Source organism: Shewanella sp. S23-S33 (genome assembly GCF_043359565.1).
GTDB lineage: Bacteria > Pseudomonadota > Gammaproteobacteria > Enterobacterales > Shewanellaceae > Shewanella > Shewanella oncorhynchi.
Window position 1 is genome coordinate 76,791 of the sequence record NZ_JBHFFD010000011.1, and the last position, 19,806, is coordinate 96,596.

The 19,806-nt window shown below is 46.8% G+C and carries 19 protein-coding genes; 12 read left to right on the forward strand and 7 right to left on the reverse strand.

From position 1 onward, the window contains the following. Positions 1–36: 36 nt before the first annotated feature. Complete coding sequence (locus ACHA99_RS02245) at positions 37–2,127, reverse strand: TonB-dependent hemoglobin/transferrin/lactoferrin family receptor (RefSeq protein ID WP_393940794.1); 2,091 nt, start codon at positions 2,125–2,127, stop codon at positions 37–39. A gap of 349 nt (positions 2,128–2,476) precedes the next feature. On the opposite strand from ACHA99_RS02245, the gene ACHA99_RS02250 reads away from it, so the two are divergent. From ACHA99_RS02250 to ACHA99_RS02280, 7 genes are all read left to right on the forward strand, one after another. After that, entirely contained in the window at positions 2,477–3,331 is an 855-nt protein-coding gene (locus tag ACHA99_RS02250) for a TonB family protein (RefSeq protein WP_393940796.1), read from the forward strand. Positions 3,332–3,467: 136 nt separating this feature from the next. Next, positions 3,468–4,223 carry a MotA/TolQ/ExbB proton channel family protein gene (locus tag ACHA99_RS02255; RefSeq protein WP_393940798.1) on the forward strand — a complete coding sequence of 252 codons (756 nt, stop codon included), beginning with the start codon at positions 3,468–3,470 and terminating at the stop codon, positions 4,221–4,223. Next, positions 4,220–4,657, forward strand: coding sequence for a biopolymer transporter ExbD (locus ACHA99_RS02260; protein ID WP_131523860.1), 438 nt, complete (start codon positions 4,220–4,222; stop codon positions 4,655–4,657). The genes ACHA99_RS02255 and ACHA99_RS02260 overlap by 4 nt, the downstream gene beginning before the upstream one ends. 97 nt (positions 4,658–4,754) lie before the next feature. Beyond that, entirely contained in the window at positions 4,755–5,726 is a 972-nt protein-coding gene (locus tag ACHA99_RS02265; protein ID WP_393940800.1) for a hemin ABC transporter substrate-binding protein, read from the forward strand. 65 nt (positions 5,727–5,791) lie between these two features. Beyond that, positions 5,792–6,808 carry an iron ABC transporter permease gene (locus tag ACHA99_RS02270; protein ID WP_113939883.1) on the forward strand — a complete coding sequence of 339 codons (1,017 nt, stop codon included), beginning with the start codon at positions 5,792–5,794 and terminating at the stop codon, positions 6,806–6,808. A gap of 10 nt (positions 6,809–6,818) precedes the next feature. Then, positions 6,819–7,658 carry a heme ABC transporter ATP-binding protein gene (locus ACHA99_RS02275; RefSeq protein WP_286994846.1) on the forward strand — a complete coding sequence of 280 codons (840 nt, stop codon included), beginning with the start codon at positions 6,819–6,821 and terminating at the stop codon, positions 7,656–7,658. A 115-nt stretch (positions 7,659–7,773) separates the two neighbouring features. Next, on the forward strand, positions 7,774–8,118 hold the full coding sequence (locus ACHA99_RS02280) for a DUF2956 domain-containing protein (protein ID WP_393940803.1): 345 nt from the start codon (positions 7,774–7,776) through the stop codon (positions 8,116–8,118). A gap of 43 nt (positions 8,119–8,161) precedes the next feature. On the opposite strand, the gene ACHA99_RS02285 is transcribed toward ACHA99_RS02280, so the two are convergent. Both ACHA99_RS02285 and ACHA99_RS02290 read right to left on the reverse strand, forming a co-directional pair. After that, entirely contained in the window at positions 8,162–8,683 is a 522-nt protein-coding gene (locus ACHA99_RS02285) for a hypothetical protein (protein WP_263141641.1), read from the reverse strand. An 875-nt stretch (positions 8,684–9,558) separates the two neighbouring features. After that, positions 9,559–11,097: a leucyl aminopeptidase family protein gene (locus ACHA99_RS02290; protein WP_393940805.1), complete on the reverse strand. Its 1,539-nt coding sequence runs from the start codon at positions 11,095–11,097 to the stop codon at positions 9,559–9,561. On the opposite strand from ACHA99_RS02290, the gene ACHA99_RS02295 reads away from it, so the two are divergent. From ACHA99_RS02295 to ACHA99_RS02310, 4 genes are all read left to right on the forward strand, one after another. After that, positions 11,089–11,265: a hypothetical protein gene (locus ACHA99_RS02295; RefSeq protein WP_219250307.1), complete on the forward strand. Its 177-nt coding sequence runs from the start codon at positions 11,089–11,091 to the stop codon at positions 11,263–11,265. The two genes, ACHA99_RS02290 and ACHA99_RS02295, sit on opposite strands and share 9 nt — an antisense overlap. 51 nt (positions 11,266–11,316) lie before the next feature. Further along, positions 11,317–12,777: an aminoacyl-histidine dipeptidase gene (locus ACHA99_RS02300; protein WP_306683007.1), complete on the forward strand. Its 1,461-nt coding sequence runs from the start codon at positions 11,317–11,319 to the stop codon at positions 12,775–12,777. A gap of 244 nt (positions 12,778–13,021) precedes the next feature. Then, on the forward strand, positions 13,022–13,576 hold the full coding sequence (locus tag ACHA99_RS02305) for a cache domain-containing protein (RefSeq protein ID WP_393940808.1): 555 nt from the start codon (positions 13,022–13,024) through the stop codon (positions 13,574–13,576). 95 nt (positions 13,577–13,671) lie between these two features. Next, the gene (locus ACHA99_RS02310) at positions 13,672–15,318 is read left to right on the forward strand and encodes a methyl-accepting chemotaxis protein (RefSeq protein WP_198572971.1); all 1,647 of its coding nucleotides are present in this window, start codon (positions 13,672–13,674) and stop codon (positions 15,316–15,318) included. Positions 15,319–15,470: 152 nt separating this feature from the next. On the opposite strand, the gene ACHA99_RS02315 is transcribed toward ACHA99_RS02310, so the two are convergent. Then, entirely contained in the window at positions 15,471–16,403 is a 933-nt protein-coding gene (locus tag ACHA99_RS02315; RefSeq protein ID WP_263172420.1) for a DMT family transporter, read from the reverse strand. 92 nt (positions 16,404–16,495) lie between these two features. On the opposite strand from ACHA99_RS02315, the gene ACHA99_RS02320 reads away from it, so the two are divergent. Beyond that, the gene (locus ACHA99_RS02320; protein ID WP_287479077.1) at positions 16,496–17,395 is read left to right on the forward strand and encodes a LysR family transcriptional regulator; all 900 of its coding nucleotides are present in this window, start codon (positions 16,496–16,498) and stop codon (positions 17,393–17,395) included. Positions 17,396–17,439: 44 nt separating this feature from the next. Here the strand turns inward: ACHA99_RS02320 and dinB are convergent, their stop codons facing one another. From dinB to bfr (ACHA99_RS02335), 3 genes are all read right to left on the reverse strand, one after another. Further along, positions 17,440–18,516, reverse strand: a complete 1,077-nt coding sequence (dinB, locus tag ACHA99_RS02325; RefSeq protein WP_393940811.1) for a DNA polymerase IV — start codon at positions 18,514–18,516, stop codon at positions 17,440–17,442. 203 nt (positions 18,517–18,719) lie between these two features. Beyond that, entirely contained in the window at positions 18,720–19,187 is a 468-nt protein-coding gene (gene bfr / locus ACHA99_RS02330) for a bacterioferritin (RefSeq protein ID WP_393940813.1), read from the reverse strand. Positions 19,188–19,196: 9 nt separating this feature from the next. After that, positions 19,197–19,670, reverse strand: coding sequence for a bacterioferritin (bfr, locus tag ACHA99_RS02335; RefSeq protein ID WP_006080475.1), 474 nt, complete (start codon positions 19,668–19,670; stop codon positions 19,197–19,199). Positions 19,671–19,806 lie beyond the last annotated feature (136 nt).

Below are 19,806 nucleotides of genomic sequence, written 5' to 3' on the forward strand. Positions count from 1 at the left end.
TTTGCCGAAACGGGAGTCAGCACTTTAATGCAGGGCTTAGAACATATAGCGCGCCGATAACTTCATATTACGACCCGGCTGATACAAGGTTTGCCACGCCTGTTGATACTTCTCATCACCGATATTTTCGATTGCGAAATCCACTCTCACACCCGCCATCGCGCCCATAGTCGGCTCCCACGCAACATACACATCCCATAGGGTGTAATCGTCGTATTTCGCCACTTTAAAGCCGTCAGGTGTATTCGACTGAGTCGCCACATAAGTGACGCGAGTACCGAGTTTCATGTCGCCTTCCATAATGCCTTGGGATAAATCGACATTGAACTTATTGGCGGGTATATTTTCTATATCATCGCCCGTTTGACGATCTTCGCCATGGGTTTGGCCGTAATTCATCGCTAAACGAGTTTGGCCAATACGGTAACGACCGCTAATTTCAAAACCTGTTAAACGTGCATCTTCAACGTTATTCCATGAGGTCGTTTGCTCGAATCCAGGAATGCCACGCCAAGGATTAGACACTTGCTGCACGATAAAATCGTCCACATCGTTACGGAAAACGTTAAACGTTAGCGCCAGTTCATCATCACCCGCTAACTCACTGAAACGTAAGTCCGCTTTGATTTCTTTATTGCGCGCAGTCTCTGCTTTTAGATCCGAATTCACCGCGAAGGTGTTACATAAACCTTGGGGTAAAAATCCGGGGATTGGCGGGATACAATAATGGGTGCCGCTGGAGAACATTTCCTCTACCGTAGGTGCGCGGAAGGCTTGATCGTAACGTGCGCTTAAGGTCAACCAAGGCTGAGTCTGCCACACCAAGCCAAGCGATGGTGATAACTCATTGTCATCTGAGGATAAGTTGAGATTATGGCTGTCATTTTTAAAGCTGTCATAACGCAGACCCGCATCAAGATTTAACGTCTTAGTCAACTCAATATCTGCCCGCGTAAAAGCGCCCCATACTGTGGTTTCGCCATCGATATTATCTGGACGCTGGCCCACTTGGCCCGAATCATCACGCGTCGTTTCTATGGTATCGCGAAAACCATCGACCCCGTAGGTCAACAGAGTATTGCCTAAACGCGAACTGTTATTAAGGTTAATCCCCACAGTGCGGAACTCAGTACTGTCTTGCTGACCTTTCGTAATACGGTCTTCATCGTAGTCGGTACTGTTCCAATACACTTGCATCTTAGTATCCAGATACGGGTTATTAGCAGGATTGAGACTGTAGTTTAGGGTGAGGTTTTTATCGTCAGTCTTGCGGCGCACCAAAGGCACTGAACTACTCACAGCAGCAGAAGGATTACTCGGTACTAATTCATTGTTTTTGCTGGCTCTTGCTGATAACTCTAACCGTGATGCCTCGTCGGCTTGCCAACCGAATTTAGCTAAACCACTGCTGCCTTGGGATGCACTGTTGTTTAGAGTTTCGTCATTACCGGTTTTTATATTGTTTGAATCGTAATAGGAACCATTGAGTAACCAATCGATGCTGTCTTGTTGACCATAAATAGCGCCACTAGTTTTAGTGCGGGAGCCATTGGTCTCATAACCTTGTTTGAAATAGCCACCAAAGGTCTCGTCTGGTGCTAAAAAATCTTGTGCCGACTTAGTATTCTGCGCTACGACGCCACCGAGGGCACCACTGCCCCACAAGCTACTGGCAGGGCCGCGCAGCACTTCGATGGATTTGAGCAACTCTGGGTCCATAAAGTAGGTACCTCTGTGACCAGAGCTGGTATTTTGTCTTGCGCCGTCAATTGTTTGCAACACACGATCGCCACTTAAACCACGTATTTCAACCCCTTGAGATGAAGCTCTTGGGCCATTGGTCAACGTAATATTCGCCTCATTTTTAAGGGCATTGGCAACTGATGATGCTTGGGCGACCGTAAGTTGCTCTTCATCCACCACTGCCACGCTACGGCTGGTTTCGGAGGCTTTTTCACTGATGCGTGTTGCACTCACCAATACTTCATCAAATTCAGTCGTGACCAGTTTTTTATTCGCATCCTGTTGAACAACGGGCTTAACACTTTCCTCTGCCGCTAACGTAAAACTTAGGGCCGTACCACTCAGTGCTATCGCCATGGCGATCACTAACGGCTTTTTTTTCATCTCTTCATCCTCAAGTGATATTCAGCTGTTTCCGTACAATTTATTACTGAGCCTAGACTCTCTTCCAGACGTCAATCCTTTCGAGATTGAGTCTGTTCCAGATGCTCCATTCCAGATTTGGCTCTTTCGAGATTGAGCCTCTTCCAGATCGAGCCCAAGGCAATCAGTCCCCATAAAGTAGGATAAATTGTCGGTTTAGCTGCTTTTTTAAGCGCTCATTCGAGCTATTGCAGGCACTCTACCTGAGATAATAAAATAGATCAAATGCAAATCATTATCATTTGCGATCTTGTTTATATTGAGATATCTTAATTAGGAAAATGGCTTTCATTAGAAAAAAGAGGTTGCTGTGACACCAAAACGATATCTTGCCTTTGGCGCGTTAACGGTTGCCATCCAGACGGGTGTTATCGCCTCACAACCCGCTATGACTATGCAGCCAAGCGCCCAAACATCGAGCGTAAATCAAGCATCACCCACTCCCAGCGCGAATACTGTCACCCTTAATTTTTCTACAGCGACAAGCGCTGCAAGCAACACAAATGCTGAGCCCATCAAGCAAACAGACACCAAAGTAGCCACTGTGAACAGTACAGTGCAAAAAGTATCAACAGCAGAATCTGTCGATAAGGCGGTTATCCCGAAAACTAAAGCTGATCAACGAATTGACAGCCAACTCGCCAAAAAATCTTCAGCAACAAAACCCACGGCTAACAATCATCCGAATGCGGCCCCTTTAGCGACGAACGCTTTAGAACCAAATGCTTTAAATCCAAGCGTTTTAGCACATAAGCGACTCGAACAAATTGAACATCAAACAGAACCCAAAACTGCACAAATGGATTTAATCGCTAACGCAGCCGAAGTTGATGCAAAAGCGACCCCAAATGTGGCCAGTGCAACAGCTGACAGTGCCCAAACTAACATAGTGGAATTAGCCAAACCGCTGTTCGCTGCAGCGCCACCGCAACCGACTTATCCAAAAATAGCGCGTAAAAAAGGGCTAGAAGGCACCGCAACCATAGAAGTGATGTTTAACGAACTTGGTGAGCAACTGGCACTGACGTTAGTAAAAAGCTCAGGGTTCAGTCTGTTAGATCAAGCCGCGTTAGATGCAGTTGAAAACTGGCAATTTGCGGCGCCAGCGCAAAGGCTAGCGAGTCATTATAAGGTCAGAGTGCCTATTCGCTTCGCGCTCAACTAACAGGCCCAATGTTGCCACTGAAAAGTTAGCTCGTGGAGAGTTAGCTCGTAGGGAATTAGCCACCGCACAACTAGCCTGATTTTTGTTTTACTAACTTACATATAAAACTTATTTTTCAATCGATTGGAGAGGCTTAATGCCCGTAACTGATTTTTCAACCCTACAGACTCAGCTTGGCGTGCTGACTTGGCCCTTGTTATTATGTGCTTTTTTAGCTTTGATGATCTGCCTTGAACGTAGCGCCTTGTTTTTGCATCAAACTTTGCTGTCAATCTGGCCCAAAAAACAGGCCTGGGTAAAAGCATTGCGTCAATCAAGCTCAGCGGCGACCACTGAAAACGTCAGCGCGCTGCTAGCGCAAACCAGCGCACAGCAAGATTTACTCGCCAGTGGCGCGACCTTGTTACTCAAACAAGTCCACCAGCCAAAAGTGCTAAGGGAAGAATTACTCAGTCTGTGGCTCAATAAGCAACAACGCGACTTGCAAGCCGGACTCAAGGTTTTACAAGTGATTGGCATCATTAGTCCACTGCTCGGTCTGCTCGGCACAGTATTAGGACTCATCGAAATGTTTGCCCAACTCGGGCAATCACAAGGCCCCGTCACTCCAGCACAACTCAGTGCTGGACTGGGCCTTGCGATGAACACCACAGCTGCCGGACTCATGATCGCCGTGCCCGCCATTACCGCCGCCCATCTTTTTGGGATCTGGGCTCAAGGCCAATGCCTGCGCGCTGGGCATGTGCTCAATCAACTCAATCTCTGGTTAGCGGGTATCGAAGATACTTCAATTGATGCCAATCATTACCATGCATTCACCCGAGTCAGTAAAACCAGCGTCGAGCAAAAATTGGCATCCAAGCCCCATTCTCAAATTGAGCCACAGACATGATAAGTGCAGATAAATCATTCTTATCGCAGGCTGGCATTGCTTCGCCTGAGCAACTTCCGAGCCTAGATTTAACCGCGTTAATCGACATTATTTTTATCGTGCTAGTGTTTTTACTGCTGACGGCAAATAGCCAATTATTAAGTTTGCCGGTAGATGTGCCACAAAGCCCAAGCTCGGCTATCACGGCAATCGACAACAAACAAACAATTGCCATCAATATCATGGCAACAGCGCCTTATTGGGCTATTGATGGCAAAGAGTTTGATGACTTAGCCACTTTTACCACTGCATTTACTGCACATTTTCAGACTATGCCGAAGGCGACGGTTGTCATTGCCGCCGACAAAGCCGCGCCAGTGGAACCTTTGATGCAACTGCTGGCACTGTTACAGACGCAGTCCATCAGTCAGACCCAAATTTTGATGGAGCATTAGCGTATCCGAACCCGCCATTTAAACGAGAAAGCAAAAGTCTGACATCAAAAAACGGCATCTAAGCCTGTCGAGAACAAGTTGTATTAGGAGTTTAACCATGTTGTTTCAAGCAACTAAAATACCAGTAAACAAAGGTTCCATTGCTCAACGTTATCAACATAGACGCACATATAAAGCATTGAAAAAAATTATTTTTTTCACGTCAGCACTTACGGCCTTACTATCCTCAAGCGTTTTTAGCGCTGAACTGAGTGCCGAGCCAGAGATAAGACTCGTGAGTGCGGGTACAGGAGTTACAGAGCTCGTGCTCGCCCTCGACGCAGGCAATGAGCTAGTCGCCATCGACTCCACCAGCTATGTGCCTGAAAGTTTGAGCCATGTGGCTAAGCTTGGTTATCACAGAATGCTCTCCGCCGAAGGCATTCTTGCCCTCTCCCCAACGCTGGTTGTCGGTTCAGATGTGATGGGACCAGAAACCACACTTAAGGTATTAAAACAGGCGAATATCCAAGTCGTGCAATTACCCGCAACAAATGATGAACCACAACTGATGAACAATGTGGATACCTTAGGTCACTTACTCAATCGCCAAGAACATGCGGTTAAATTAAAACAAGATTTACATCAACAACTGCAAAGCTTAGCGGGTAAAAAACAACAAGTGCGCGATGCTGGCTCTCAGCCCAAAATTCTCTTCATGCTGTTACAAGAAGGCCGCGGTGCACGTGTTGGCGGTAAAGGCACAGCCGCAGATACTATTATCGAGCTGTCTGGGGCACAAAATATCGCCGAGTTTGATGGCTACAAAAGCATGTCTCAAGAAGGGATTCTATCCTTACAGCCCGACATTATTTTGCTGTCAAAGCGTAGCGATAAACCCACAGATCAAACCAATGCACAAATTACCCAAGAACTGTTGAAAGAGATGCCACTACTCGCCCATACCCCAGCAGGTGAAAACGGCCATATTCAAACACTAGCACCGCAAGCCCTTCTCGGTGGTTTAGGCATCAGTGCCATAAGCGCCGCGGATACGCTCGCCAGCACATTGCTCAAGCAAAACCATTAACAGACGCAGCGATGAGCACAGTTAACACTAATTAACCCCAGATAAAAATAGAAAGGATATTTGAGATGTTCCTCAACCGCTGGCTCTGGCCGAGTCTCGTCACACTGTTAGCCCTCAGCGGCTTACTCTCGGTCAGCACTGGCCCTGTTAGCATCAGCTTTGTCGACGCCCTAAATGCAGTGTTCAATTGGGCTACCCAGCAAAATATCGGCAATATTGCGCCCCACGAGCAACTGGTAATCAACAATGTGCGCTTACCACGGACATTACTAGCGTTAGCAGTAGGCGCTACGCTCGCACAGTGCGGCGCGGTAATGCAGGGGCTTTTTCGCAATCCCTTAGCGGATCCCGGTATTATCGGAGTGTCATCCGGCGCAGCACTTGGCGCAGCCATCTGTATCGTGCTGTTACCCAACGCGAATCCGTTGATGATCCCCATCAGTGCGTTTGCATCGGGATTAGTGACCACCCTTATCGTCTACCGACTCGCCAGCAGCCCAACAGGTACATCGGTCGTATTATTACTTTTGTCGGGTGTTGCCATAGCTGCGCTGGCAGGCGCAGGAATAGGTGTTCTCACATATCTTGCCAACGACATGGCGCTACGTGACTTAACCCTATGGCAAATGGGATCGATTGCAGGTGCGCAGTGGCTATATGTCAGTCTGTGTCTTGTGACCTTAGCGCTACTGAGTTGGCGATTTCACCAAGATGCGGCGGCACTCAATGCCTTGCTGCTTGGCGAATCCGAAGCACGCCACTTAGGGATAGATGTCGATAGGCTCAAACTTAGGCTTATTTTGCTTTGCGCCTTAGGTGTTGGCGTAAGTGTAGCTGCAACAGGAATTATCGGCTTTATCGGCCTCGTCGTACCGCATTTAGTGCGCATGATGTTAGGGCCAGATCATCGCCAACTGCTGCCCATCAGCGCACTTTTAGGTGCAACCCTATTAGCATTGGCCGATATCGGCGCGCGCGCTTTTTTACCGCCTGCCGAGTTACCCGTTGGACTCGTCACCGCGCTCATCGGTGCGCCTTTCTTCATCTTTTTACTACTGCAACAACGCAGTAAGCTAATCTAAGCGAGTTTTTATGGCTGCAACATCCTTTGCAAATCAACCATCACAATCGACAACTTATTCAGCTAAGGCGCAATTTGATCGCACCGAGCTCAGCATTTGTCAGCTCGATGTCAGCATCGGTCCAAAAACCGTGCTCAGTGATATTAATGTACAGTTTCAATCGGGTGCAGTAACCGCCCTACTCGGCCCAAATGGTGCAGGTAAATCCACCCTGCTTAAAGCCCTTTGCCAAGAAATCAGCACACCAAGGCAAAGTATACGACTAGGCCATAGCCAACTGGCGGATTGGCCTAGGAGCGAGCTGGCAAAATCCTTAGCCGTACTGCCGCAACACGCCAGCCTCACCTTTCCCTTCACTGTGTCAGAAGTCGTAGCAATGGGTTTATATCCCTTAACCATCAGTAAGATAGAAGGTGATGCGTTAGTTGCCGAGCAACTGGCGCAAGTGGGCTTAACCCATCTGGCTAAGCGCAGCTATCCAACCCTCTCTGGCGGCGAGAAACAGCGAGTCCAACTCGCCAGAGTCTTAACTCAACTCAGGCAATCGCCGTTTCCGCCCGTACTATTACTGGATGAACCAACATCGGCGTTGGATCTTGCCCAGCAGCACAGAGTACTTGAATTAGCCCAAAACTTAGCTCACCAACAAGGCTACACTGTAATAGTGGTACTGCATGACTTAAACCAAGCCGCGCGCTATAGCGATCAATTAATTGTGTTAAAACAAGGGCGAATCGTCAGTGAAGGCACGCCATCCGATGCTCTGTCGGTTGATACCATTAGGGAAGTATGGGACTACGAGCCCGTATATATCCCCGCCCCACAGGGTGGACATCCACTGATTTTTTAATGGAAAGAAGATATTCATCTTACGTTTTTGAGGTCTAATGTGGGTATAATCGCTGCGTTTACACTTTTAGCTATCACCTTTTAGCCGCAGCCGCATTAATTTAGGCAGAGCCCAGATGAAACCCACTATCTCGACAGAAACTCAACAAGAAGCAATGGTCGCAGCCAAAGCCACCCAAAAGCCGGGCCAAACCAAAGAGCAAACTAAACTCATTGCCCAAGGGATAGAAAAAGGCATAGCTGAATATAAAAAGCTACAAAAAACCAAAGCTCGCGAACGGGATAAAGCACGTAAACAACAGTTGAGAGCAAAATCTCGCACAGTTAATGATACTGATGAACTAGAGGATTCAGACGAGTTATTCGAATCTCAACGTCAGTTCACCACCGCGACTTGGATTGCCATAACGCTTTTACTATTAAGTTGGGTAGGTTTTGCCGCATATATCTTTGCAGATTAAAGCTATGATTTATATAAAAATTAAGACATCCATATATCACTTGTTAGGCAATATCCTCTAATACCTTACACACATCATTAATTGAAAAAATATTACCGTTAAGGCTTGCTCGGTCTTTTGATATATTCAGAACGAGCCTGAATACGTTGTTCGCATCAGGATAACGGGCAAGCTTTAAAATGATGTCATCACCACTTTCTTCTGCAGACCGAAAATCCCAGCCCTTCCCAGATAAATCAAAAAGCACTTCCGCCGTTTCAGTATTGATTAACACTGGCGCATAAACCCAATGCGACATTCGCATCTCACTGGGGTTGATATCCAGTGTTAACTTACCATTTTGAAAAAACAGCTTAGTGTCCATAAACAGTCCCTGAGTAACAAGTTTCACAAGCGATAGGCCGATAGCTTGTATATTGAACCCCATATCCATTTGTTGTCCATACCGCATCACTTCTAACACGAACCGTTTACGCTCATTACCATCAGGCAAAACCGTTAAACGCTTAAGCGAAAAAAAGACAAAAAAAAGCCTGCTCAATGAGCAGGCAAAGACATATTTCAAGCGTCCCTTTCGGGGAAGTACATTACCGCGCTAGCGGGAAAAACCTGGCATATTCATGCAAAAACATCAATATGCTACTTGAGTCTAAACACGCCAAAAAAGGCGATACAAAGGTTGATGGATGATGGAAACTTAAACTTTAAGGAGGGTTAGGCCTTAAAGCTCATGGCGAATAAACCGCCACGTAAAACATCAGTGTTAAACCAAGTGTTTTGCCAATAAATATGGTTGTTGCCTGTATAAGACATAGTCAATACTCCTAAATTAGTTGTGATTAAGTACTCTAGTGAAGCTTGGCTCGGTTCCTTGGAACTAGAGATTCTCATATCCGTTGAGACGACTTGTCACTCAGGTCCTTGGAGAAAAATATCCATCCTGGATAGACTAGAGAGGAAAGGCATAGTGCCTAATCCACGAAAGCAATTATATGGATTTGTAGTTTTATTACAACCTTTATTTGTATTTTTTTTGATTAAGGCTTTTTAATGTAATTAAATTACACAATTATAGTGAGGTTAATGGCGACCTGCTTCACAGAAAAACAGAAATAACCCTGTAAATATCTAATAAATAAGATATTACAGAATTATTTCTATTTGTTACTAGGGCGTGTTGACGTTTCGAGATTAAATTTTGTTCGCTCTGGCAAGCTCGTGATCGCGAAATGAGGAGTGACGTGTAGTTATTCTACTCAAATGACGAGTGACAAAGAGCAAGAGCTTGCCAGACGAACCCTTCGGGCAGCGTTTGGCTGGCATTTCTGCTGCGTTATCGCCCGTTTATGTAGAATAACTACACCGCACGGGCTTTACCTTGCATAAAAGCCAGCCAACTCGCTGTAAAAATAACCCTGAAACGTCAACACGCCCTACCCGTTAGCGATTGATCAGATATTGATACAAGCCCACCAGCGGACTCGCTGTAGGTTTGCCGTAGAGCGGATCACCTTCTGTTGCACTGCCTGCAATATCTAAGTGTGTGTAAGCCAAGGGAATAGGGGCTGTTACACCATGGTCAAATAGCCCCGATGCTTTCAGTAAAAATGCCGCGGGATATTGATGTCCACGGGCGGTAATCGATGATGGCGCATTATTGGAAGATAATATTTCAGCAGCGCCTGACACATCGCGGATCTTAGCGAAGTCTTCAGGGCGTAATGTAGACACTTCAAAGGGCTCACCCCATTGAGTCGCCTGCTGCTGTAAAGTGACAGCGCATTGCAGTGAACTCGCCACTAAGTTTTCTACCGCCGCGGGATAACCGCCATAACAACGCACAACATGACCTGTGAGTGTTGCAACCGAAAATAGTTCAGGCTTCACCGCCGACACGGCTTTGATGCGTAAATGGCTCAGTAAATCCGCCAGCACTAAGCGCCCTTCAGCATCCGTATTACCAATTCGTACCCGCACACCCGCATGGCTCGTAATAATTTCATCGGTCACGAAGGCTTCGCTGCCTATGCTGTTACGCACTAAACCTAACTCGGCAATCACTCGAATACCTTTAGGCTTGAGCATTGACAGAGTTTTAAATAAACCCGCCACGGCAGAAGCGCCGCCTTTATCACGACTCATACCCGCCATAGCGCCGCCGACTTTCAGATCGGCGCCGCCGGTATCGTAAATCACGCCCTTACCCGCAAACAGGAAAGTGCGAGTCACTTGACCCTCCGGCAGATACTCTAGTTTCACCACGCGAGGCTGATGACGACCGACGGCAAAAGAAGAACGCGCCACGGCGCTGAGTAGCGGATAATCACGCTCTAAAATATCTCTGTCTTCTACCACTGCGGTTTTGATCACGCTGCCCGCTAAGGATTGCAGACAATAATCGGCAAAGGCTTTAGCCGACATGCGCTCAGGTTCAGTACCACACAAATCCCGCGCTAATAGGCGGCCAGCTTCTAAGGCATTGAGCAAATTGCTGTTATGGGTTGATGAAGATAATAACCCGATGGCCTCAAATGCAGGTGTTAAGCCCGTCGCTTCACGCAGCTCTAAGGTTTGCCACAGTTCTTGACCGCAAGCTAATGCTGCGACTTCAGAGGCAAAACTAAAACGTGAGTCCTTCGATGGCACTACATATAACAACGGACGTTTTGCGCCTGCGTCTTTTGCAATGACAATCGCCGCCCTTGCAGCATCGGCATAGACTCGCACGTCCACATACTCGTCGTTCACTTGGGTGACAGGCGCAATGATCAAACGCCCTCCCGCAAGCCCTGGGGCAAACAGTAATGTCGGGCTCTTACCCACGCGCTTATCCACGTGGGCACCGTGCTGAACCAATAAACCTATCTCATCAAAACCGATAGAATCCAGATCGGGCGTCACCACCACAACCGCATCCCAACCTTCACCATCAAAAATGGCATTTTCTGCTTTTACATCAACGAAGTTAACTTGAAACATGACCCATCCTTTTTCATTATTGTGCCTGCATTATTCCCGCTCTATCGCTTAATTACCAATCTAAAAGTGCTACCGACACTCCCAGAAAAAATCGAACTGGAAACTTTGGCTGCCAGCTCACCAAAAGCCTGTGACACTGAGATTATTTGGCTGCACAGAATGTGGTAGAATGGCCGCAAATTTGCCCTATACCCACAAGACCTTATGAGGGACACTCAAGTGACAGCCTTAAGTCAGTTATACCCGCAGCCATTATGGCAATGGTTCGAACAAATTTGCGCGATTCCCCATCCATCTAAGCATGAGCAAGCCTTAAGCCAGCACATTCAAGCGTGGGCTAAAAGCAAACAACTTGCCGTCGTTGAGGATGCCGTTGGCAACGTGATCATCCGTAAGCCTGCGACGCCGGGTATGGAAGATCGTAAAATCGTGGTTATTCAAGCCCATATCGATATGGTGCCACAAAAAAATGCCGATAAAGTGCATGATTTTACTAAAGATCCTATCGAAGCTTATGTCGATGGCGATTGGGTTAAAGCCAAGGGTACAACCTTAGGTTCAGATAACGGTATTGGCATGGCATCGGCTTTAGCCATTTTAGGCTCTGATAATATCAAGCACGGCCCATTAGAAGTGCTGCTGACGATAGATGAAGAAGCGGGCATGACAGGCGCTTTCGGTTTACAGGCGGGCATGTTAGACGCTGACATTCTGATCAATACCGACTCAGAGCAAGAAGGTGAAATCTACATGGGCTGCGCCGGCGGTGTCGATGCTCAAATCACCCTGCCTATGGTGTGGCAAGCCTCTGAGCAAAGTTACTCAGCCTTTAGCCTGCACTTATCTGGCTTAAAAGGGGGTCACTCTGGGGTGAACATTCACTTAGGTCGTGGCAATGCCAACAAGCTATTGGCGCGTTTCCTCTTTGAAAACGCAGATGATTTAGCGTTGGAGTTGACCCAATTTAGCGGCGGTTCACTGCGTAATGCGATCCCACGGGAAGCCAACATCAGCTTTATGTTGCCAGAAGAAAACGTCAGCGCCTTAAACGAAAAAGTCGCTGAGTTTGAAGCGCTTATCCGCACCGAACTCGCCATTGCCGATCCCGATATGCGTTTAGTGTTAAACACTATCCCCACGCCAAAACGTGTGATGAGCGAAAACAGCCAAAATACCCTGATCGATTTACTGCATGTGTGCCCGAACGGCGTGATCCGCATGAGTGATGAAGTCGAAGGTGTGACTGAAACCTCGCTCAACGTTGGCGTTATCAGCACTAACGATGAAGAAGTCACTATCCTGTGCCTTATCCGCTCGCTGATCGATTCTGGCCGTACTCAAGTCGAAGGCATGTTAACTGCGCTGACCAACTTAGCCGGAGCCGATATCGATTTAAGCGGTGCTTACCCAGGCTGGAAGCCAGATAACAGCTCACCTGTAATGGCAATAGTGCGCGAAACCTATCAAGACATTTACCACAAAGAGCCAGTGATCATGGTGATCCATGCGGGTCTCGAGTGCGGCCTATTCAAGAAACCCTATCCAGACATGGACATGGTCTCGATTGGCCCCACCATTCGCTATCCACACGGTCCAGACGAAATGGTAAACATCACCACAGTCGGCCAATATTGGACATTATTATTAGCCGTACTCGAGCGCATTCCAGTCAAGGCTTAATGTTCTAACCTTACCCTAGCTCACTCAATTCAAGGCCATATCTGCTCAAGTCAGATGTGGCCTTATTTTTTACCGCGGATTCTATTTGTGTAGAAATGCCATCGATAAAATTTTTATGAAAGAACTGAATAACTTGAATTTTCTACTATAGTTGTTCTGTCTGACCCTAACGTATTTTTGCTTATCGCACTTTTAGAGATAACCGCTTTCCCCTTCAATACTGTGACCTTAAGGAATAGAGATCATGAAATTTGGTAAAATCTTGTCAGCCGCCGCACTACTGCTCAGCAGTAACCTCAGTTTCGCCGAAGAAGTCCCCAAAGCCGTTATCAACCTAGCCGATTCACTGATGCCATTAGGCAGAGAAGTGGTACTGGTGAATGCCGTTAAAGCGCAAAACGCCCAAGGCAAAAGCTTAGATTCAATCAAAACATTAGATGAAAAATGGATTGCCACCGCAGGTATTGATGACTTTATGTCATCCCTGATGAACAACGAAGCGGCCAAGTATCTCACGACCTTCGAAGCCAGCAAACCTTACTACCAAGAAATTTTCCTCATGGACAATCAAGGCGCGAACGTCGCCATGATCAGTAAAACTTCAGATTATTGGCAGGGTGATGAGGATAAATGGCAAAAATCCTTCGCCAATGGCAAAGGCGATAAACACATAGGTCCGGTCAAGTTTGACGAGAGCTCCCAAGCCTATCTAGTACAAATTTCTATTCCAGTGATGGATGGCGATGCTGCAATTGGCGCTATCACGATTGGGATCAACCTAGATCAATTTGGACTCTAATTACCAGAGAACGCCAGTGATGGGCTGCATCCTCTTACCACAGAGGTTATTGCGGCTCTCACCTTTTCAGTGCATCAATCAAGGAGGGCGTGACTATGGAATGGTATAAAGATCTATCCGTTAATCAGAAACTGACTTATCCGAGTCTGCTACTCGCTGGCGTAGTCATCTTCGCCTCTTCAACTGGCATTTTAGGACTCAAAGCCTTAAATCACAGCGCGAATACACTCGCGCTTGAATACTTACCTAGCCAATCTGAGCTACTACAGGCCGATAAAGAGCTTTATCAAGCTCAGGTGGCCGAGCGCAGCCTGATGTTTGTTAACGTGGGCACAGACTCTTACAACGACCTTTTAAAGCAGCACACTAATAGTATCTCTCTGGTTAAAGAACATATTGATAAGTTTGCCGATGTGACCACAAGTCCCATCGCTAAAGATAAGCTCAATGAATTAAATCACAGTTTCGATACTTGGCGAGCGACAACCACAGAAATCAGTAATCAACGCACCCAAAATGGCCGTAACGGTAGAACGACGGCGATTGATCTTAGTTTCGGTCAAGCAGCAACGCAATTCGAGCAACTACACCAGAACATTAATCATTTAATCAATGATTTAAATAGTAATACTACCGCAGCGATAGCCCAAGTAGATGATGATGCCAATCATGGACAACAGATGCAGTTAATTGCCTTAGCCATCAGTCTCTTGATCTGTATACTCTTTATCGTTGCACTGCCTAAACTCATCAGCAAACCGCTGGCGGTTTTACTCGCAAAAATCCACGACATTACCGATGGTGATGGCGATTTGACCGAACGAGTCCACTTAACCTCTAAGGACGAGCTTGGTGATCTCGCCAAGGCATTCAATCATTTTCTCGATAACTTACACGGTATTATCTCGCAATTTAAACAGTCAACATCAGAGCTCAACACCGCTGCCGAAGGTCTAGCCAAAACCAGCGCATCAGCAAAACATACCTTGATGGATCAACAAGCTGCAACCCACAGAATCGCCGATGCCAGCGATCATATTGCCGCATCAGTGCAAGAAGTATCAGTCAGTGCCAGTCATGCCGCCGATGCAGCTAAACAAGCCGACGTATTTACCGCCGACGGTCAGGCAAGAGTGAAAAAAACCATCAATGTGATTCGTGAACTTGCGGGAGATGTAGGCACGGCAGAAATGCAGATCAATAAACTCGAACAGGAAGGCCAACATATCGGCCGCGTGCTTGAGGTGATTCAAGCCATTGCCGAACAGACGAATCTATTAGCCCTTAACGCCGCAATTGAAGCGGCGCGAGCAGGCGAACAAGGACGCGGGTTTGCAGTGGTTGCCGATGAAGTGCGATCCCTTGCCTCTAAGACTCACCAATCAACCGAAGAAATTAAATTGATGATCGCCAATGTGCAAAATGGCACTCAAAGCGCTGTGGCAGCGATTAATATCGGTAATGAAAAGGCTATCTCAAGCGTAGAAGCCGCCAGTAATGCCGGTGAAGCCTTAGCGCATATTGCAGAAATGGTCAGCCAAATTAGTGAGATGAACAATCAAATCGCCCTCGCGGCTAAAGCGCAAACCACTATGGCCAACGAGAGTCATCAAAATATTCAACACATTGCCGAACAGTCGGAGGAAAGTCTACGAACCACTGATGAAATCTACGCAGCAAGCGTACAACTCTCGTCAATGGCGAGTAATCTCACGGCGCTGGTCAGCCGCTTTAAACTGTAATTTTTGAGGGTGAAAGCTTTTATATAAGTTACCTTTTGTAAATCAGTGATGTTTGAAAAGTCCCCTCTAACGAATAAGGGAGCATAAACCTGTCGCAGTGATTATCTGAATTCAGGTGCTCCCTTATATTTAAACAGCAAAGCTAGCACAGATTAGCAGCGCTTAACCACTAAGCCTCTTGCCGCGCGTAAGTTGACTAACATAGGTAACATCAACGCAAGGATCACTATCAGCATCCCTACCAACTGAATTTCCGTCACCGCCTGCCCCATGGCTAACGCCGTTAATGCTGCAAAAACGGGCACGAGATTAAAAAAGATCGATGCCTTAGCGGGGCCAAGCGCCTTAACACCGTTAATCCAAAACAGATAACCGAGCACAGTGGCGAACAAACCTATGTAGAGTACGCTAGAAAAAGCCGTTGCCGACAGTTCCATCAACTCCAGCCAAGGGTGAAACTCACCTCGGCCAAGCCCAACCACGGACATAGACACACTGGCAGCTATCATACTCAGCAAGGTAAATGGCAACACAGGCAACCAATGGCCGACCCGTTGCGAACAAATGGTATAACCACTCCACGCCAACATGCCGGCGGCAATCATCACATCACCTTGGTTAAAACTAAAGTTGAGCAACTGCTGCACACTACCGTTGGTGATCACTAGCAGTACGCCCGCCAATCCACCCACTAAGCTAAACACTTGTTGTCTGCTGAGCCATTCACGCTGTAATAGCGCATTGACGATTGAAGTCACCAACGGGCTGAGCGCCATAATCAAGGCACCATTGGCAGCAGAGGTATGCTGCAGGCCATTAAATAACGCCAGATTTAAGCCGCCCACACCAATCACACCCACTAACGCTATGACAATATATTGCGCCAAACTCAATTTGGGCCAAGCCTGACGAGTAAAAACGATATATAACGCTAGAGTCACAGCCGCAATGGTAAAACGCCAGAAGACGAGGGACTCTCCTGACATCTCCTCCAACACTCGCTTAGCAATCGGAAACACACTGCCCCAGCTAAAAACGCAAATCAGTAGACAAACAATTGTCATGTAAGGTGTATGGGATTTCATATCGGACTCTAGGGAGGTAATTGGGATTGAGCTTAGTTTATAAGTTTCATATATTATTAAAACCAACAAGATTGAGAGCTTAAATTCCAAATATGAAACTTAATTATTCCTTAGACGATATGCGCTTATTTTGGGTAGTGGCACAGCAAGGGAGTTTTAAGCTCGCGGCGCAGCACTTAGGCATTCCACCTTCAACCTTAAGCCGTCGAATCAATCTGTTAGAACAATCCTTAGGTCTGCGTTTACTGCACAGAGACGCCCATAGAGTCAATCTTACCGCCACAGGTCAGCGGTATCTCGAACGCTGCGGCCCGCTGTTTATCGAGTTAAACCAGGTATCTGGTGAGTTGCATGCGGATAAACATCAAGCGGTTGGCAAATTGCGGATCTCGGCGCCCATCAATACAACCTATCGCTGGCTAGGTGAATCACTCAACGCCTTCCAACGGCATTATCCCAATATTGATATCGATTTAAGTCTGTCGAACATGAATATCGATATCAGTGAAAACGCCATCGATATCGCCTTTCGAGTGGGCGAACCTAAAGATCCCGATTGGATTGCAAGGCCACTTACCACAATTAGCTTTGTACTTTGCGCCAGCACATCGGCAACGCAGTGGCATGCGCTGCAATCCATTGAAGAGCTGGATCAGCATCCGGTTATCATCGCCAAGCCCACAAAAACGTGGCGTTTACAGCACAATAGCACAGGGCAAAATGTCGAGTTTGAACCAAGGGGGAATATCAAACTAGCCGTCGATGATATGGCGATTGCCTGTCAGGCCGTGGTGGCGGGGCTTGGGATTGGACTCATACCCATCAGCATGGCGAGTGAACAGATACGAAGTGGCAAACTCATTCAAATACTGCCCGAGTGGCAAGGTATTCCGCGTACCGCCTACTTGATGTATCGCGATCGAGACAACCTGCCCTTACGAGTCAGACTGTTAATTGATTTTATGTTGGCGAATCCACCCGAGGCTTATTGAGCCAATGCAGGCATGAGTCTGCGGCTTATCGACTCAATAAACGGCTAGAGTGCTAAATCCAGCTGAGTCTGGCCGTTTAAGCTTGTGGCGACGACAAGAGTAGAATCGGTAAGGCCAACTGAAATCCCTAATAGACGAATGCCACGGCCTTCTTGCCTTTCCATTGCCTGCGCGAGTAGCTTATAGAACATTACAATCGAGACTTCATCGCTGCGGTGCTCAATTGTAGTCTGCTTGAAATCGTTAAACTTAAGTTTGACCACCTGTTTATGTATTTTGCGTTCCTTAGCACTGCGACTTAAACGCAACGACAGTTCTTGGATCAAACTCGGCATCACCTGCTGGCACTGCTCTAAGCTATAAATATCCTTTGCTAACGTGGTTTCAACACCCACTGATTTGCGCTCTCTGTCGGCAGAAATGCCCCGTTCATCTATGCCTTGGGAACGCTCAATCAACACACCACCAAACTTACCGAATCGCGCTAAGAGCTCAGGTTTAGAATAAGCTTGCACATCGCCACAGGTATTGAGCCCGAGCGAAGAGAGCTTTTCGGCGGTGACTTTGCCAACACCGGGAATTTTACGCAGCGATAAGGTCTTAACAAACTCAGAAAGCGTCTCTGGCGTAATGACATATTGGCCGTTTGGCTTGTTCAGATCCGAGGCGACCTTAGCTAAAAATTTTACTGGTGCGATACCCGCCGATGCGGTTAAACCCGTTTCGGCTAAGATATCGCGACGAATCGCTTGGGCAATCAAGGTCGCAGAGCCCTTATATTGTTGGCACTCACTCACATCCAAATAAGCTTCATCTAAGGAAAGCGGCTCAATTAATTGGGTATAGCGGGAAAATATTTCACGAATTTGTAGCGACACTTCTTTGTAAACTTGCATCCGACCCGGAACTAAAATCAGCTCAGGGCATAACTTAAAGGCATAAGCCGTTGCCATTGCTGAACGTATACCGAATTTACGTGCCTCGTAACTGCAAGTACTGATAACACCGCGACGGTCGCTACTGCCACCCACGGCTAAAGGCTTGCCGCGGTACTCAGGAAAGTCGCGCATTTCCACAGCAGCAAAATAGCAGTCCATATCGATATGAATAATTTTTCGCACGTTGAATTCCTCCAACGCCAAAATACTGTATATAAAAACAGTAATCAAGTGTTCCTGATAGATTTGGGGCCAATAAGATGTGGCCTAGCGCTAGAAAAGAGAACAAGACAAGTGTGAGGAACAACAGACATGCTTAATAACTGAGTTTCCTAGGCCATTACACTCAGTGGCCTAGGTATTTACTCAACCTAACAATCTAAGGCTCACATCTTAGTTTGCAGGTAGTTTTGCAATCCAACACGGTCAATAAGCCCAAGTTGTTTTTCGAGCCAATACATATGGTCAGACTCTGTATCGTCGAGTAATACTTCAAGGATTTCACGTGTCTGGTAATCTTGCTTCTGCTCACACAGTGCAATCACTTTGCGCAAATCGTCCGCGACCTTGTATTCATAGGCGAGATCATTACGTAGCATTTCTTCTACATCTTTACCTATGTTCAATGCCTCACGGGCGGCAACATTGGGTGTACCTTCGAGGAATAAAATGCGCTGCACTAATTTGGCTGCATGGGCTTTCTCATCATCTGACTCATGGGCGATACGCTCATAGAGTTCTTTCAGGCCCCAATCTTCGTACATATGGGCATGGACAAAATACTGATCCATTGCCGAGAGTTCTCCCGTTAGGAGTCGATTTAACGCATCGATAACGTCTTTATCGCCTTTCATATTTTGCTCCTATTGGTCGCTAATTTGCGATTGTAGATAATTTTGAATACCGGTTAGCGTAATGAGCTCTTGCTGCGACTCAAGCCAATCTAAGTGCTCTTCTTCGTCTTCGAGAATATCTTCCAGCAGATCGCGGCTCACATAGTCCTGTTCGGCTTCACACAAGCTGATCGCATCACGCAGCAATGTAAGCTGCTCTTGCACCATGGCCAGATCGCAATCGAGCATCTCTTGGCTATGTTCACCAATGCGAAGTTTTTCGAGTTGTTGCAGATTAGGCAGACCTTCCAAAAACAGCACTCGCTCGATGAGCTTATCGGCATGCTTCATATCTTGGATGGATTTTTTGTATTCGACGTGGTTTAACTTCTCTAAGCCCCAATGTTTAAACATGCGGGCATGGAGGAAATATTGATTGATGGCGGTCAACTCACAGGTAAGCACCCGATTCAGTTGCCCAACCACTTTAGGATGACCTTTCATAAGTTACTATCCTTGGTAAGCGTGAAAAGATTGATCTAGATCAAGCTTCTAGCCTAGTACAATTTATCGACCAACTCAAATTATCTTTATATTTCACCTACTTAATGATGAAAAGCATTCTCATTCCTGCTTAGAT